At 44.8% G+C, this 14,790-nt stretch carries 18 protein-coding genes and 3 pseudogenes; 12 read left to right on the top strand and 9 right to left on the bottom strand.

What is annotated here, in order from left to right; translation table 11 throughout:
* Positions 1-87: 87 nt before the first annotated feature.
* Positions 88-1,758, bottom strand: a pseudogene (locus N4J56_RS20885) (IS481 family transposase).
* A 20-nt stretch (positions 1,759-1,778) separates the two neighbouring features.
* Positions 1,779-2,411 carry a recombinase family protein gene (locus N4J56_RS20880; protein ID WP_317108189.1) on the bottom strand — a complete coding sequence of 211 codons (633 nt, stop codon included), beginning with the start codon at positions 2,409-2,411 and terminating at the stop codon, positions 1,779-1,781.
* Positions 2,412-3,319: 908 nt separating this feature from the next.
* Here N4J56_RS20880 and ltrA point away from each other — a divergent pair.
* The 4 genes and pseudogenes from ltrA to N4J56_RS20860 all read left to right on the top strand — a co-directional run bounded on the left by ltrA (position 3,320) and on the right by N4J56_RS20860 (position 6,836).
* Positions 3,320-5,095 carry a group II intron reverse transcriptase/maturase gene (ltrA, locus tag N4J56_RS20875; protein WP_317108188.1) on the top strand — a complete coding sequence of 592 codons (1,776 nt, stop codon included), beginning with the start codon at positions 3,320-3,322 and terminating at the stop codon, positions 5,093-5,095.
* A 130-nt stretch (positions 5,096-5,225) separates the two neighbouring features.
* Positions 5,226-5,381: pseudogene (locus N4J56_RS20870) on the top strand (DUF29 family protein); the annotation flags it as partial.
* Between the two features lie 596 nt (positions 5,382-5,977).
* Positions 5,978-6,232 carry a hypothetical protein gene (locus N4J56_RS20865; protein WP_317108187.1) on the top strand — a complete coding sequence of 85 codons (255 nt, stop codon included), beginning with the start codon at positions 5,978-5,980 and terminating at the stop codon, positions 6,230-6,232.
* Between the two features lie 313 nt (positions 6,233-6,545).
* Complete coding sequence (locus N4J56_RS20860) at positions 6,546-6,836, top strand: hypothetical protein (RefSeq protein WP_317108186.1); 291 nt, start codon at positions 6,546-6,548, stop codon at positions 6,834-6,836.
* On the opposite strand, the gene N4J56_RS20855 is transcribed toward N4J56_RS20860, so the two are convergent.
* On the bottom strand, positions 6,833-7,522 hold the full coding sequence (locus N4J56_RS20855; RefSeq protein WP_317108185.1) for a hypothetical protein: 690 nt from the start codon (positions 7,520-7,522) through the stop codon (positions 6,833-6,835). The genes N4J56_RS20860 and N4J56_RS20855 overlap by 4 nt on opposite strands.
* A 248-nt stretch (positions 7,523-7,770) precedes the next feature.
* Between N4J56_RS20855 and N4J56_RS20850 the strand changes: the two genes are divergently transcribed.
* The 3 genes from N4J56_RS20850 (at position 7,771) to trxA (ending at position 8,520) form a co-directional block, all read left to right on the top strand.
* A complete protein-coding gene (locus N4J56_RS20850; protein WP_317108184.1) occupies positions 7,771-7,905 on the top strand; it encodes a hypothetical protein in 135 nt (44 codons plus the stop codon).
* Positions 7,902-8,093 (top strand): hypothetical protein, encoded by a 192-nt coding sequence (locus N4J56_RS20845; RefSeq protein WP_317108183.1) that lies wholly within the window; start codon positions 7,902-7,904, stop codon positions 8,091-8,093. The genes N4J56_RS20850 and N4J56_RS20845 overlap by 4 nt, the downstream gene beginning before the upstream one ends.
* A gap of 103 nt (positions 8,094-8,196) precedes the next feature.
* A complete protein-coding gene (gene trxA, locus N4J56_RS20840) occupies positions 8,197-8,520 on the top strand; it encodes a thioredoxin (RefSeq protein WP_317108182.1) in 324 nt (107 codons plus the stop codon).
* 9 nt (positions 8,521-8,529) lie between these two features.
* Here the strand turns inward: trxA and N4J56_RS20835 are convergent, their stop codons facing one another.
* From N4J56_RS20835 to N4J56_RS20820, 4 genes are all read right to left on the bottom strand, one after another.
* Complete coding sequence (locus tag N4J56_RS20835) at positions 8,530-8,769, bottom strand: DUF1830 domain-containing protein (protein ID WP_317108181.1); 240 nt, start codon at positions 8,767-8,769, stop codon at positions 8,530-8,532.
* A 394-nt stretch (positions 8,770-9,163) separates the two neighbouring features.
* The gene (locus tag N4J56_RS20830; protein WP_317108180.1) at positions 9,164-9,520 is read right to left on the bottom strand and encodes a hypothetical protein; all 357 of its coding nucleotides are present in this window, start codon (positions 9,518-9,520) and stop codon (positions 9,164-9,166) included.
* Positions 9,521-9,701: 181 nt separating this feature from the next.
* Positions 9,702-10,001 (bottom strand): hypothetical protein, encoded by a 300-nt coding sequence (locus tag N4J56_RS20825; protein WP_317108179.1) that lies wholly within the window; start codon positions 9,999-10,001, stop codon positions 9,702-9,704.
* Positions 10,002-10,083: 82 nt separating this feature from the next.
* Positions 10,084-10,266, bottom strand: a complete 183-nt coding sequence (locus N4J56_RS20820; protein WP_317108178.1) for a hypothetical protein — start codon at positions 10,264-10,266, stop codon at positions 10,084-10,086.
* 79 nt (positions 10,267-10,345) lie between these two features.
* Here N4J56_RS20820 and N4J56_RS20815 point away from each other — a divergent pair, with 79 nt between their 5' ends.
* The 5 genes and pseudogenes from N4J56_RS20815 (at position 10,346) to N4J56_RS20795 (ending at position 13,547) form a co-directional block, all read left to right on the top strand.
* Positions 10,346-10,693, top strand: a complete 348-nt coding sequence (locus N4J56_RS20815) for a hypothetical protein (RefSeq protein ID WP_317108177.1) — start codon at positions 10,346-10,348, stop codon at positions 10,691-10,693.
* A 75-nt stretch (positions 10,694-10,768) separates the two neighbouring features.
* A pseudogene (bet, locus tag N4J56_RS20810) lies at positions 10,769-11,308 on the top strand (phage recombination protein Bet); the annotation flags it as partial.
* Positions 11,309-11,319: 11 nt separating this feature from the next.
* A complete protein-coding gene (locus N4J56_RS20805; RefSeq protein ID WP_317108176.1) occupies positions 11,320-11,580 on the top strand; it encodes a hypothetical protein in 261 nt (86 codons plus the stop codon).
* A gap of 49 nt (positions 11,581-11,629) precedes the next feature.
* Positions 11,630-12,415 (top strand): hypothetical protein, encoded by a 786-nt coding sequence (locus N4J56_RS20800; RefSeq protein WP_317108175.1) that lies wholly within the window; start codon positions 11,630-11,632, stop codon positions 12,413-12,415.
* 82 nt (positions 12,416-12,497) lie between these two features.
* On the top strand, positions 12,498-13,547 hold the full coding sequence (locus N4J56_RS20795; RefSeq protein WP_317108174.1) for a hypothetical protein: 1,050 nt from the start codon (positions 12,498-12,500) through the stop codon (positions 13,545-13,547).
* Positions 13,548-13,549: 2 nt separating this feature from the next.
* On the opposite strand, the gene N4J56_RS20790 is transcribed toward N4J56_RS20795, so the two are convergent.
* Both N4J56_RS20790 and N4J56_RS20785 read right to left on the bottom strand, forming a co-directional pair.
* A complete protein-coding gene (locus N4J56_RS20790; RefSeq protein WP_317108173.1) occupies positions 13,550-13,771 on the bottom strand; it encodes a hypothetical protein in 222 nt (73 codons plus the stop codon).
* A gap of 86 nt (positions 13,772-13,857) precedes the next feature.
* Positions 13,858-14,145 carry a hypothetical protein gene (locus N4J56_RS20785; RefSeq protein ID WP_317108172.1) on the bottom strand — a complete coding sequence of 96 codons (288 nt, stop codon included), beginning with the start codon at positions 14,143-14,145 and terminating at the stop codon, positions 13,858-13,860.
* Between the last annotated feature and the right edge of the window lie 645 nt (positions 14,146-14,790).

Genomic DNA, 14,790 nt, shown 5'->3' with positions numbered 1-14,790 from the left:
TTAGCCGTGTGAAAAACTGGGCAGGCTTTACTATCCCCTCGATAAACCATAGAGGCTTTACGCTTTGTTTTGAAGCCTGCCCAGTTTTCAAGCCTTACCTCGTAAGGGATTAAAGAAATCTCGAATTTTTTCCATCACCACTTGTTTATTTAGAGTGCTGTCTAAAGTTGCGTTAATATAAGCTATTTGTCCGGGGGTAAGTTTAGCTAGCGGTCGTGCCAAATACTCGGAAGTATTTCGGGAGGAATTATTCCACCCGAAATACTTCCATAGCAATCGCCTGTTTTGCCGCAATAACTGTGGGATAAGTCAGTTCTTGAAACGGATCGGGATCGACAAATGGCTGCACCTTTAATTCAACGAAACTTTGTGGAGAGTCAACTAGATTTACCTTGGCAATAGCATGGCGTGGCAAAGATAACTGTTGAGCCAAAGATTCAATTCGGTCAGCTCGTTTCTGCGTCCGTGTTTTCTTGAAACTACGATAGCGATGTAGGGGAATTGGACCATCTACGGGGAGAAAAGGACCATAGCGGCGTTCAAGATGTTCTACGTATAGTTCGTTATCGAACAATCCCCACCAAAGAACTACAGTTTCACCAGCCAAATCTGACTCGACTTCATAAGCCACCCCTTCAACCGTAACGCGAGCATCAATCTCAACCTTGCGGCGTTCCGGTGAACGTGCAAATGTACAAAACCGCTCCCAGCTACACATTTGCCGGATTCCTTCTTTTGGTAGGTTAGCCATCCAGTCCTCACTGCGGGAATGGGATTCGCTACGATGCGGCTGACTATTGTAGTGCAGCAAAAACCGCATCAACCAAGCATTCGCTTCGGCTTCTGTCTCCGGCTCATGCAGGTGGTAAAGAGTTTCGTGCATTTCCTTGACAGTGCGAAACGGGCGCTCTACTTTGCCTTTGGCGCGAGCCGTCACTCTTCGTCCGTCTTTCCCATTGGGCAGGTGGGTGCGTACCTCCACGCCTAAGTATTCCATCACCTTCTGAAACACCAGGCTCTTGGCAATCGGTCCGTTATCCATATATAGCATTTGGGGAATACCTTGAAAGGGGATGTCTGGACTCGACTTAGGCGACATGGCGGCAAACATAAACTGCAATGCTGCTTCTACATCTTCGCCATAAACACCGTGGTATTCCTGATATGCAACGCCACTACGGTCATCCACGACACTATAAAGCATCAATAGGGGATGTCCGCGCCCTGGCTCTATCCAAGCAGGCGCTTTGACGTGCTTGAGATCGCGCTTGGCTGAGGTCAAAATGCCAGCAAGAGTTGCTATATTCTGCTTGGAAGCGAACGGCAGGTGGTTGCCGCAGGAGAGTATCGTAGTCATAGCCCCACTTTTTGAGGTAACGGTTGACGGTGGTTGCTTTGAGTAAACCGACTGGAACCGTAACGTGACCGCCTCTGAGTGTCAATCCCATCTTCTTCCAATAGCCGGATTGCTTGTACGGTAGATAAATGGCGACCTTTGCGGTTGGAGGTCCGGATTTTAATTGCCGCAATGATTTCACAGTAGCGTTCTAGTCTGGCTTTGGGGATAATACGCGGGACATCATAATCGACGCGGCGCACAGACCGGACACAATTAGGCTCTCGCAGCGCCCGATACACAGTATCTTCAGAGATCCCGTACAGTTGTGCTATTTCCTGGAGTAAGACTCGACGAGATGAGCTGCGCGGTGGTAGTTGGTCGAGACGACGGCGCAAGTCTACGATGGCATCAATTGGTATTTGTTTCTTTGGCATCCGCTTCACCTCCCCACCAGTTTCTCGTGGCGTGGGTGGAGATGTTTGCGTTCCAACCAATCATAGAGGGTGGAAGGAGAGCAATCGACGAGCTTGGCAATTGAGCGTTTGCTGATCCCTTTGGCTAAATAGCTGCGAATTTCTGCTTCCCTGGTGTCTAGTTTCAAATGTGCAGATTGCCGTCCTTTGGGTCGCCCTAACGCTTTCCCCTCAGCTTTACGCTTGGCTAGTGCTTCGGTGGTTCTCAGTACAATCAATTCCCGCTCGATTTCTGCTGCTAAGCCCAAAACCGTTGCTGTAATTCGGCTTTGCATTGAATCATCCAATACCATTCCTTGTTTGGCGATATGGACGTTGATTCCCCGACGCACGCAGCACTCTAGCATTTCTAATACTTGTAGGGTGGAGCGTGCCATTCGACTAACTTCTGAGAAGATGACTACATCTTGGGCTTGCGCTGTTTGAGTTAGTAGTAGTCCCACACCCCGCGACTCCCATTTTTCCCGTCCAGAAACGGTATCCTCTATAAACTGGATGGGACTCAAAGCGTGTATGTTGGCATACTCTAAAATGCCATGTCGTTGATTGTGCAGGTCTTGTTTGTCGCTAGAGACTCTCAAATAAGCATAAATCACCATAGCCACAGGAGCAGTTGGGTTTAACAGCTTTAGGGATTTAATCGAACGGTATTAGTTCAAATTAAACCATAAAAAGCGTACATATATGTCCGGCGAAAAAGTTCCTATTTTTTGGACGACTCGGGGCAATTTTTCTTGGAGTTGCCGACTTGTAAGGCTTATAGCTTATTTGCAGCTAATGTGGTTTGTATGAGCGCGATTGTGGTTTCATTTGCAGATATTGTGGTTTTGAGTCCCCCTCTATTTGCAGAGAATGTGGTTTCAAAACCGCCTTGTTTGCAGTTTCATCTCCCGATGTTTGCAGTTCGCTAGTGTGATTCGTTCTGTCGAAATGAGTAGAAATATTCGGGGATGACAGGCAAGGTAAATAGAAGGGATTATTCCCAACCGAACCTTGACAACTCAGTTTTTCGTGATGGTGTAATTCCATCCCTCCAGGTGCAGGAGTGACAGCGAGTCCCCTATCTCAACAAGGTGGTTCCTTGTTGGGGTAAAGCGGGGAATCATGGCGGTAACTACTAGCCTAATGCGGAATCCCGCCAAGCATAGCTGGTCATGGATAGGAATACAAATCTCTTGACTGAATCATCGTAATGCAAAACAAGCCAAAAGGCTGTGAGGCTTGTCCCAAAAGGGAGAGGATAAGTGGTTGGCTGATTAAGCGGCAGACCAATATGCACTCACAATAAACCCGGTGAAGAGAGAGAATCCTAAAACCAGCGTCAAACGAAAAATTGGGAACGAAGTAACTCCCTAATGCGCTCTCAGAAAATGGTCGATTTCCTGAGTAGGTAGCCAACCGCAAGCCTTCAGGGGGAAGGATTGCCTCAGAAGCCAACGCCTCTTTGTAATGAGGAGGATATGCAGACGGAGGCACGGTGACTTGGATAGTAGAGGTACAAGTAGCAATGTATACGTCTAAAACGAGTGTAAAGACTACGGTGGAATGGAATGCTATCCCCTGGCGAAAGCACCAGAGGAAGGTATTTAAGTTGCAAAAGCGCATTTACAAAGCCTCGCAGCGTGGTGATGTCAAAGCAGTCCGAAAACTCCAGAAAACTTTGTTACATTCCTGGTCAGCTAAGTGTTTAGCGGTGCGTAGAATAACACAAGATAACCGAGGAAAAAAAACCGCAGGAGTGGATGGCGTAAAATCGTTGTCCCCAGCAGCACGTCTGACATTGGTAAATTCCTTAAAACTAGGAAATAAAGCTACCCCCACTCGAAGGGTGTGGATACCAAAACCTGGTGGTCGGGAAGAATTTCGCCCGTTATCAATACCTACAATTTTTGACCGTGCCTTGCAAGGTCTAGTAAAATTAGCCTTAGAACCTGAATGGGAAGCCCGTTTTGAGCCAAACTCGTTCGGTTTTCGACCAGGAAGAAGCGCCCATGATGCGATTCAGGCAATATTCAACACGATTAAGTTCAAACCTAAATATGTGTTGGATGCCGATATTGCGAAATGTTTTGACAAAATTAATCACAATGTTCTGCTGTCAAAATTAAATACATTCCCCACCATCTGCCGACAAATTCGTGCATGGTTAAAAGCGGGAGTGATTGATTTCTCCGAATATGCTTTGAGGGAGAAATCTGACAACACAACAACATCAATGGGTGTTCCACAAGGGGGTACGATTTCGCCATTATTAGCGAATATAGCCCTCCACGGCATGGAAAATAGAATTAAACAAGTTGCTTTAAGTCTACCCGGCTCTCTAGCGACGAACTATACAGCAATAAGCTTAATTCGATTTGCAGATGATTTCGTCATTCTGCATAAAGACCTTGCCGTTATCCAAAGATGTCAGCAGATTATTAGTGAGTGGTTAAGCGAATTGGGGCTGGAATTGAAACCAAGTAAAACCCGAATATCCCATACACTTAATATGTATGAAGCTCGGGTTGGTCTTGATTTTCTGGGTTTCACTGTCCGACAATTTCCTGTTGGAAAATATCACAGTGGTAAAAGCTCAAACGGAAAATTACTTGGTTACAAAACTCTGATTACCCCAAGTAAAGCAAAGCTGAAGACACACACGCAGAAGATAGGTAAATTGATTAATGGGCATAAATCAGTACCACAATCTGATTTAATCGCTCATTTGAATCCCGTCATCCGTGGATGGACAAACTACTACTCAGGTGTCGTCAGCAAACGCATATTTAACCAGGCTGATACAACTTTATTCAGCCAGCTAAAAGCATGGGCAGAACATCGTCACCCTAATAAATCTTCCTGGTGGAGTTGTCAAAAATATTGGCAATCTGTTGGGTCGGATAACTGGGTATTCAAACCCCACAATCAGAAGATTCGTTTACTAAAGCACCGTGAAACTCCAATTGTGAGACACATACAAGTGCAAGGAAGCCGAAGCCCGTTTGATGGTGATTGGGTTTATTGGAGTTCTAGAATGGGTAAACATCCTGAAGCGCCAAAACGGGTGGCAACACTCCTAAAGATGCAAAAAGGAAAATGTACTCACTGTGGACTGTTTTTCAATGATGGAGATTTGATAGAAATCGACCATAAAATCCCCCGTTTTTCATGCGGCAAGGATAGTTATGATAACCTTCAATTACTTCATGGACATTGCCACGATGTGAAAACGGCAGCAGATAATGTTGCTGTTACAGTTCAAGAGATAGATGAGGATTATCTCAACCGTAATCCCTTTTAACTCTGAGTTAATAGGTGTGTTTGACAAGCACCAAGTTACTGAGGAGCCGTGTGAATTTAAAAGTTCATGCACGGTTTTGTAGCCGAGTCAGGGGGGCGACTCCCTGGCTTAGGCATCCACCTACTTAGAAGAAATCTTGACTCAATGCTACCTAGAAGCAGTCTCCCAAGCAAGCGCTGAAACTGGATTGAGCGCAGCGACTTTTCCTTCGGCGGGCGTATATTCTTTAGAGCAGGTGTTAGACCCGCACTTTTTTCCTCAATCGATTGATGAAACGGGTGCTTGAGGCAAAGGAAACAGTTTTGCGATCGCCTCTGGGTTGTTAAAGATCTTGTTAGTGATGATATAGCGATCTTTTGAGTTATTCTTACTGTAGTCCAGGTTCGACATTTACTATATGTAATGTTCCCCACTCAAGTTCTACCAATCTTCTCCTTATGCCTCTCGATCAACAACGCTACCCCAAAAACTGGAACTCTTTTGCCTTGAGTATTAAACAAGCAGCTGGTTGGCGTTGTCAGCATTGCCAGCAAATGTGGAAAGCGCCCTGGAGAAAAACCTGACTCGCTCGCTCGTTCTGAGTGGACGCTTGTGACTCTCTCGGTGCATCATGCGCTCTTTCACCCCAGAAGATAACCAACCGGAGAACTTGATTCCGCTATGTACTCCATTATGTAGAATCCACGTCGTAGAAGCCTTGAGGTGACTGACTTAGGTTAAATTCTTCTACAACGTAACCCATGACAACTCCTTTGAACAAAGCAGAAAAATTTACAAAATGTCACCGATATTTTTGACTCAGTAACGCACAAGCCGAGCCTAATTATTAAAATCATTGTGTTGACAGATTCTTGCTCCCAAAGCAGCAAAAACGTGGTTGAGATGACTGTAAAAATTGCCTACCAACTTGACAAATGGCTTCAATCGAAGTGGCAAAGAGATACGCGATTCTACACCTTAACCCTTTGGCAAAACCTATTTGGAGAGTGGATGATTACCAAGACTTGGAGCAGTGCTGTCTATCGGGGATTTGGCAAGTCAAAAGATTTAGATTGCCCTGATTATCAAGCCGCGTTAATAACTTACTACAAGCTGCAAAAGCGAAGAGGAAAGCGAGGATACAAGAGAGTTGACTAAATAATTGTGGACTTTGTCATACTCGCACCAAGTGCAAAGAAGCAAGCTACGTAATAGTCAAGAGCTTGAGGAATCCTCATCTAATTCCATTTTCGCTTTAGCTATTTGCCACTCTTGTAGTTCATACCCTATGATAATTTTCAAAAGCAATTGGTACACAGATTACTAAGCAGCCAAACCTTATGCTCTCTAGAGCGTAAAACTCTTACCTCGTTCTAGCTTTTATTCTAGCTATCAAACCTGACAGTTAACTCTGTTTTTCCCTCTAGCTCCCCGTGATGTCGGACTGCGCCTTGTTGCATCACCAGAAGACTTGCGTCTCGCAGAAGCAGTGGGAGAAGATTTACGTTTGGCTGGTGGTGGGGCAGTAGTTTCTGGCTCTGGTTTGTCGGAGCGCTCTTGGGCAACAGGTGCGGGTGTTTGGGGTGATGTTTCGGGCTGCGACTTTTGTTTTGTGGTTGATTTGGCAGAAGTTTTGTGCTGGTTGGCTGAAGTTGAAGTCTTGGAAGTGGATTTTGCTGAGGTAGATTTGGGTGTGGTTTGTGGCTCGACTGTCGGCTGTGGAGCAGCTTCTGGTTGGGCGGTCGGTGCAAAGGCTGTTTAGGATGAGACTTCAGGCTGCGGCTTCTGTTTTGTCGTCGTTTTAGTCGCAGTTTTGCCACGAGTGGCTGGCTTTGAAGTTTTGGCAGTTGTCTTACCTTTTGAGCTGGATTTAGGAGTAGAGTCTGGTTCTACTGTTGGTTGTGCAGTCGCTTCTATTTGGGTGCTTGGTTGGGAAGATACAAGGCTTGGGGATTCTTCTGGTGTTTCAGGCTTTGGTATTGCAGCTTCTTTTGGTTGTTTCTTGGCTTGGCGCTGTGTCGTTGTCTTGGCAGTTGATTTGCGCTCTTGGGATGTCCGAGCAGAAGATTTACGTTTTGCGTTTGATTCGGAAGCATCCGAACTTTTGGTTGCTGGTATTTCTGAGCTGGGTGTTTCAGATGCGATCGCTTCTACTTCAACTGTCACTACGCCTTTAGTCTGTGCGGTGACGAGCGCGATCACCATTTGGTTTTTTTGGTCGTGCTGCTCGAATTCGGCTTGGAGGGTAGGCAGTCCCATTTGCCTTGCAATTCGCTGAATTTGGCTCGAAGTGAGAAATCTTGCCTCCATCTGTGCGACTTCCCCAGTTGGGTAGTAGTTGACTACCAACACCCCTGCTCCCTGTTGGGCAGCCATTTCTCGGTAATATTTACTTAAGCTAGGTATGTCAGCGCTGACTAACTGCTTTAACTGTTGCGAAGAATCCATCAAAAAATTGACTCAATCCCAGAATTTTTCCTCTACCATCTACAATAACTGCCGATTTCACATTTGTCGTTCTCTTTGTTGAAAAAGCTGATGGAACAATCATAATGAAAACGGCATATACCAAGAACTAATGAGAGAGAGCGTAAATTATCGTAGCTTTGAGATTTAGGGCAATCTAGCGGATGAAACAAAATACAATTGTCGCGATATGGCTTGCATATGCGCGACTGTAACAGACAGCAGCCGACTTGTACCAAGCAGCAGAAGCAGCATTAGAAAATGATGATTTTGACGATGCTAGCTTGCTAGCTAGCAGAGCCGATAAACTATATGAAGAGGCAGAAAACTTGGAAATTTTGATTGCAGAACTAGAGGGAGAATGAAAACAATCGAACAGTTGACAACGCGCATCAAAGAACTTGGTAAACAGGCAGCCGATCTGAGCAGACTCGCAGTGGAGACAAGCAAGAGCGATCGCCAACAAGGAAAAATTCTCATGCTTCAAGCGAAAGAAGCTAGCAAGCGATATCAAACTCTGATCCAAGAATTGAAACGGCAACGATCGGTCTGAAAGATTTTCTCCTGATGGTTTTTAGTAGCCGAGTCAAGAAAAGAGGGCTGATTTTTTTCTAGTAGCGCTTCTATGGGATAATGCTACCTTTATAGGAGATTCTATGGCTGCTGCTTACATTCAAGACCAAACCGAGTTTGATGCGCTACTAGAAACTGAGCCAGTGCTGGTAGTAGACTGCACAGCTACTTGGTGTGGACCTTGCAAACTGATTGCTCCCTTAATCGACCAATTGGCACAGGAGTATGGCGACCGTGCTAAGGTCTTGAAGCTAGACTTAGATGCCAACCAACCGATTGCCAAGCGATTTGGGATTCGCAGTATTCCCGCTGTGATGCTGTTTCAGCAAGGCGAGTTGGTAGAAACGATTGTCGGTGCTAAACCCTACGAAGAATTCAGCAGCGCTCTGGCTAAGTATTTAGCTTAGAGCGTATTATTAAATCGCAAACAATCGTGTGGCAGGAATAGCGCTCTTCATTTTAGCAGAGTGAATTTCTAATTGCGCTTGTGGGACTGCCTCGAACAACAAGTGTTGAGCGGGAAATACAACTCGTTCCAGATACCAGTGCGGAATGTTTGTAATTCGAGCAATCTGGATTGTATTGGTTGCGTTTTTGTAGTGGCACAAGATTCGCTCTTGGTACTCGTCGGGTAAAGAATCTACGATTTGGGTCATAGCATTGCAACCTTGCAGCACTACCAAAACAGGTTTGACTCAGCTTAACTTAATATTAGTAAATGCGCCACGAGCGCCACTCAAGATTTCCTTCTAAGTTAGTAAATTACCGAGTTCTATTTAAGTACAAGTGTACGGTATGCTACTAGCAATCACCTCTCCATTTCTAGATCTCTTAATCCCCTCACGTACCTGAAATTCTCAATTTATTACAGCATCAATGGGAGAACTGAATGCAACAATATAGCTACTCGATAGCTACTGTCAAGTTATACCGCTGCTATCTAGATGCACTGGCATCGTGGGTCATAGTTAGCATAACTGTATAAGCCACTGGAGCGTTATTTGTGGAAGCTTGAGAATAATTGTTTCTTAGCTTGAGAATAATTGTTTCTCAACCGCGCGATCGCTGTTGGATTAATTCTTGAATATATTCGATCGCTTCATCTTTACTAATAATTTCCACTGGTGGAACGCAGTAAGAGGGATAAAGATAGTGAGCTTGGCCAGTTACAGCAGTTTTCCGCTTATCTATTACCACTCCATAGCGATCGGGAAATATAATCCATTTCGTACTAGGACGATTTGGTGTTATTGCACCCCAGGCTACATTAGTTCTCAGACAATACCAAATAATTACAGCAGGCGGGTTGACCCACTGTTTGCTTTCTACTTCTCCACACATCCAACCTTTATAATTGGGTGGCATTTGTCGTACTGGATCTGCGATCTCACCTGAGACAGCTTTCACAGATATCCAAAAAAGTTTATTCTCGTTGCAATCGTAAACAGGGAGATCTTCATCGGTGTTGAAAGAGGTAATAATTGAGTCTCCTACATTAATACCTCTTCTTCTAAGTCCAGAGCGAACAATCCTGACTGCTCTTTCCCCCTCAGCCAAAAACCTTGACCAATTCATTCGGCGTGACAGCTCAAAATTCGTTCGCAAATTGAGATGATTCTTGACCAGAAAGCTGTTTCATCTGCTGTTGAACCAACTCCATGAGCAACTGGTTGCACTGGGGGGAAATTTCGGAATACTGATTAGCGATTGATTCTAAAGGAGTAACTACAGAGGGATCGCTAATATCTATTCCCTGCTGCATCATTTCTTGAGTTTCTTGTATAGCAGTATCTATTGTTTGTTGTAAGTTGATATTTTTTGTAATTGCTTGACTCATAATTAAATCAAATGATTTTTCTAAATCTAGCCGCTGTACGGGTTGAGGCAAATCACTCTTGCGCTCTTCGTTATGCTTAGAGCTTCAGGTGAGACGGATATAGAGTGACAGATACAGGCGCGATTGCGCCTGATTAAGTGCCAACCTCCTCAACAACCTCTTTGTTAGCCACCAAGTACTGCTTCATTGCCTGCCGTAATACTTCACTCATTGTTGTTTGCTTAGCAGAACAAATAGCGTCAAAGATTGCCTTCTCTGACTTGGGAACAACAATTTGAATATAATCACTATCTTGATACAGCTTCTTTCTAGCCATAACCCACTGATTAACTAAACTTATTTACTTTAGTTTTATCACAATTTTATCATGACTCTATTTCTATCATGATTTTATCATGATAGAATTTAGAAGATTGAAAGGCGATCGCTCACAGCCTGGAAAACTAGCAGCGATCGCCCACCCTTCCCATTTAAAGAAAGGAGTGTTTGATATGCATCATACAAGCGAAACCAAGGCGATCGCAACAACGTTATTTGATAGCAATTGCTACAGAGTCACAATCGTGAGCGACCAGTTGGAGCTAGACGATCGCGAGATGCCCGTACCCAAGGACTGCCAAACAATCGAAGTTTGGGCAAAGCTTGCAGAAAACATTGGGGCATTAGTTACAATTTCACACCCAGGATACAAAGTTGTAGATAGCTGGCAACCAATAGAAATAGAAGAGGAATGCCCCTTCTAGTCTCTCCACCCTGCGCTTCCAGTTGAGCGTGGGGTGATGTTGTTTGCCCAATTGAGAAAAAAGATTTTGAATCCAATGAGTGTAACGGCAATTGAAAGAATCTCATCCCAAAGCGTAATTTCTCCCGAACAGATTGAGCTGCTCAAGCGGACGATTTGTAAAGGTGCAAGCGAAGATGAATTGAGAATATTCCTTTGGCAATGTCAGCGCACCGGACTAGATCCGCTAGCCAAACAAATCTACGCCGTCAAGCGTTGGGATCGCAAGCAGGGGCGCGAAGTGATGGCAATCCAGATTTCTATCGACGGATTTCGACTAATTGCCGAGCGTACAGGGAAATATGCAGGGCAACTCGGTCCATGTTGGTGCAGCAATGATGGGATCTGGAGAGAGGTATGGCTGGAATCCCAACCACCAGCCGCAGCAAAAGTAGGCGTACTACGGCACGACTTCAAAGAAGCGCTGTGGGCTGTAGCGAGATATAGTGCCTACGTCCAAAAGACAGGCGATGGCAGACCGAATAACTTTTGGCAGCAGATGCCTGACTTGATGATTGGTAAGGTAGCAGAGAGCCTAGCTCTACGCCGTGCCTTCCCCCAAGAACTGTCTGGGCTTCCACTGAAGAAATGGGGCAGGCAGACAATCAAAGCGTTGCTACACCAGAGCCACGAGTTGAATTACCAATAGTTCCTCAAGTTGCAGTATCGGGAGCTGCCCAAGTTTATCGCTCCTGGCGCTCTCCTAGTGATGCAAATTTATGGGCAGAACAGCGCCTACCGCATTTGAGCTTGGAGCAAATTCAGCCTGAATTTGATGCACTGGAAGTGACTCATGGCAAAAAAGCACCTGCATGGGTAGCCAGAGTCCAAGAACTGAAGCAAGTCTAGAAAACAGGCTCTTGTTGACTGCAAGAGCTTTTCACACTGGAATTAAATAATGATAGCAACCGATCGCAAAAACGATAATTTCTCAGATGTATTGAACCAGTTGGATGATTTCGGACTTACCCCCAACCAATTTCGCATCTACTGTCATTTATTCAAGAATGCGGTGGATGGCGTAGTTTCAGAATCAAGCGAGAGTATAGCTCAAGTTTGCGGGCTAACTCGGATCACTGTTTTACGGGTGCTGTCGCAACTAGTGCAGATGAATCTAATTGAATGCGATCGCACACCAGGGAAGAAGTCAGTTTTTTACCTGATGCCATTTTCCAGTTGGCGATCGCTAGCACTCGAACAGAGAACTTCTACTACCAAACAACAAAGTAAAGTCGTTCAATTCAAGCCTAGCAATACCAGTCAACCAAACGTAGATACCTGTAAAGCAAGTATACAAGTAAATGAAATTAACACCCAGCAGGAGTCTAGGGAACCCCTCTTAAGAGGGGGTTCCCTAGACTCCACTGCTGTGGAGCAACCAGTAAATGAAATTGACGTGTCAAATTCCGCTACAGGTTCGTTAGATGACAAGCTAGCAGCCGCAAGAGAGCGAGGATGGCAGGATTCGGGAACCTGGTGGAACGACTTAGGACAACAGATGGTGACGGTAAATCGTTTTGTAGTATCGGTTGCCGAGTTCATGCAGCGCTCGCTCGACAGTTTCGATGTTGGACGACAGGTGTGTGAGTCGGGATTGAGAATGTGCAAAGAGCAGATCGAGAAAATCAAGCAGAGAAAGCATCAACAACAATGCGATCGAGCAATGGCAATTGCTAGCTCATAGCAATGGCGCTCGTTTTAATTTTGGTTGTTGCTTGAAACTGGCAACTTGAGATGACTGGGAAAAATACTCAACGAGTACAACTATGCCTAAAATTAAATCGCGTTCCGACAGCACGGAGGATGTAAAACAAGCTCGTCTAGCTGCGGCACACAGTTTCAGAAAAGGTGATCGCGTGCGTCATCAAGTGACTCAAAAACTAGGAGTATTCCAAGAACTTAACTTAGGTTTTGCCCTGCCAGAAGTTTGGGTGCAGTTTGACAGCGAAACTGAGATTCAATTTCCCATATCCTGCAACCCGCTTGAGTTGGAGTTAGTTGCCAAGGATAGCGGCGACACTTCAAGTGCCATCGCGACTGCTGTTGTTGAGGAGTTGACCGAAGCTGAGGAGCGCGATCGCCATCGCTTAGAACTGCGGGTAGAACGGGCTTTCTATGAAGCGGGAAAAGCTCTAACGCAACTGCGCGATCGCCGCTTGTATCGCTCGACTCACAGAAATTTTGAGTCATACTGTCATGAGCGGTTCGGGATGAAGCGGATCTATGCTCATTATCTGATTGATGCCGCAGTGGTTGTAGATAATCTTTCATCAGGATGTTCACAAATTGTGAACATTCTTCCTACCAATGAGTCACAATGCCGACCGCTGGCTAAGCTAGAACCAGAATCACAACGAACTTGTTGGCAGCAGGCAGTAGAACAAGCGGGTGGTAAAGTTCCTAGTGCTAGGATTGTCAAAGGCATTGTCGAGCAACTGAAGGAAAAGCCGTTGCGCTATGCTACTGATTTTGGTCAAGTTGGTGACGCATTCACGCTGATGAGGCTAGAGGGGTGCGAGCGCAAATACAATGGCTGCCCTTGTGTTGCAACTAAGCTCAAAGACTTTACCATTGAGGTTGAAGTTTTTGATGAAACAATAGCTGTGAAACCAGAAAATCTTAGACCGATTGATGACCCTGATGCTTGCCGTCAATTACCTGAAATTCTGAAGCGAATTAAGCGATTGCGAAATGTTGGACTGCTAGACCGAGGCGCAGAAGTAATATTGCAGCATTTAGGACGACAAACTTATCTCACCGATTTGGAAGTGGAGCTATTGACTTTTTTGGAGCAACGCTATGGAGTCGGTGACTAGGGCTATCTGCGAGCGAGTTTTCGCGGTCTACCCGTGGGCGCGAAAGCTGAAGTTTCATCCAGTTGTAAAGTCATGTCACCATCGGCAAGCGCGTTGAGAATCTGACTGACTGTTTGGGGATGGCATTCGCACTCGATGGCAATCTCTTCAAAGGTCAAGGGTCGAGTGGCGATCGCATCTAATATTCGCAGCGCTAGAAGTGCCGATTTCCCAACGAGGAGCAATTGGGTTAACCATGCTTGTTCGGTTTCGGCAAGCGTGACTCAATTGCGTCGAAACTAGTACTTAGCATAGAATACTGCTAAATTTTCTACTTGGATATAATATTTAAGCTAGGAATGTTTAAGCTATTGAGGTAGGCTCTGACTAGTTCGTTACTCAGATGCTGCCGTTCTAGAGCCTCTGTAGCAGCAAGAATTCGTTCTATATATTTGTCACGGTTTGGCAACCAGCGACGAAAATACTGATATTCCCAAATCTGGTCTGCTAGTGAAAAAACAAAATACTCGACATATTGCTGTTGATTGCAAAGAGAACGAAGCAAACGATAGCTACAACTATTCTGCACGCATATTGCTCGAATCCAAGTGTTCTTCATCGTTAGAAAATCGATGAAACTGAAACTGGTAGAGCTTGGAGCAAAATAATAGTTCAACAATTTGCTTGTGATTATCATTGTCAGTCCATACATGAATAGCTCAAATGAAAAAATAGCTGTTGGTAGAAATGGTAAAATAACAGAAACGCCTTTGAGCAATTGAACGAAAACAACTATTTCTCCTAGAATGCCAAAAAGAGCGATTAGAGACTGAAATAAGAACCATAACACTAGTCTAAAATAGAGTCATATTTCAGCTCGCTCATACCAGGTTTTGGCTCTTTTAAAAATCATATTTTTAGTCCAAGTTTGCTAATAGTCCAAGTTTGCTAAACTGTAATCAACTCCTTCACTCTTGACAATTACGGCTCGCTCTTCACCCTCGAAGCAAGCAGATGATCTGGGCTTCTGGTTACTGCAATCATCCTATCATTCTCCAACATAATCCTGATTTTGCTGGTATTTCCGGTTAAATGCAACAATTGCAATTGCCTCATGTATCGCTACTCACCCCGTAATCTTTTTTCATCACTTCCAAGGCAGATGTGGTACTTAGAAGTCATGGAAAAAGATTATGGCGTGAGTCAATGAAAAGCAATTAGCTTATAGATTTTTGATGTGGTTTGTTGTATAAAGAAAGTAAAT

Source organism: Chroococcidiopsis sp. SAG 2025 (genome assembly GCF_032860985.1).
Taxonomy (GTDB): domain Bacteria; phylum Cyanobacteriota; class Cyanobacteriia; order Cyanobacteriales; family Chroococcidiopsidaceae; genus Chroococcidiopsis.
The sequence above is the reverse complement of the archived record's forward strand: the minus strand, read 5'-3'. Positions and strand labels throughout refer to the sequence as shown.

Coding starts and splice junctions, on each gene's coding strand:
- N4J56_RS20795 (WP_317108174.1), top strand. CDS start 12,498: ATGCCTAAAATTAAATCGCGTTCCGACAGCACGGAGGATGTAAAACAA.
- N4J56_RS20805 (WP_317108176.1), top strand. CDS start 11,320: ATGGGGCAGGCAGACAATCAAAGCGTTGCTACACCAGAGCCACGAGTT.
- N4J56_RS20845 (WP_317108183.1), top strand. CDS start 7,902: ATGAAAACAATCGAACAGTTGACAACGCGCATCAAAGAACTTGGTAAA.
- N4J56_RS20855 (WP_317108185.1), bottom strand. CDS start 7,522: ATGGATTCTTCGCAACAGTTAAAGCAGTTAGTCAGCGCTGACATACCT.
- N4J56_RS20865 (WP_317108187.1), top strand. CDS start 5,978: ATGACTGTAAAAATTGCCTACCAACTTGACAAATGGCTTCAATCGAAG.
- N4J56_RS20800 (WP_317108175.1), top strand. CDS start 11,630: ATGATAGCAACCGATCGCAAAAACGATAATTTCTCAGATGTATTGAAC.
- N4J56_RS20880 (WP_317108189.1), bottom strand. CDS start 2,411: ATGGTGATTTATGCTTATTTGAGAGTCTCTAGCGACAAACAAGACCTG.
- N4J56_RS20835 (WP_317108181.1), bottom strand. CDS start 8,769: ATGACCCAAATCGTAGATTCTTTACCCGACGAGTACCAAGAGCGAATC.
- N4J56_RS20785 (WP_317108172.1), bottom strand. CDS start 14,145: ATGAAGAACACTTGGATTCGAGCAATATGCGTGCAGAATAGTTGTAGC.
- ltrA (WP_317108188.1), top strand. CDS start 3,320: ATGTATACGTCTAAAACGAGTGTAAAGACTACGGTGGAATGGAATGCT.
- N4J56_RS20820 (WP_317108178.1), bottom strand. CDS start 10,266: ATGGCTAGAAAGAAGCTGTATCAAGATAGTGATTATATTCAAATTGTT.
- trxA (WP_317108182.1), top strand. CDS start 8,197: ATGGCTGCTGCTTACATTCAAGACCAAACCGAGTTTGATGCGCTACTA.
- N4J56_RS20815 (WP_317108177.1), top strand. CDS start 10,346: ATGATAGAATTTAGAAGATTGAAAGGCGATCGCTCACAGCCTGGAAAA.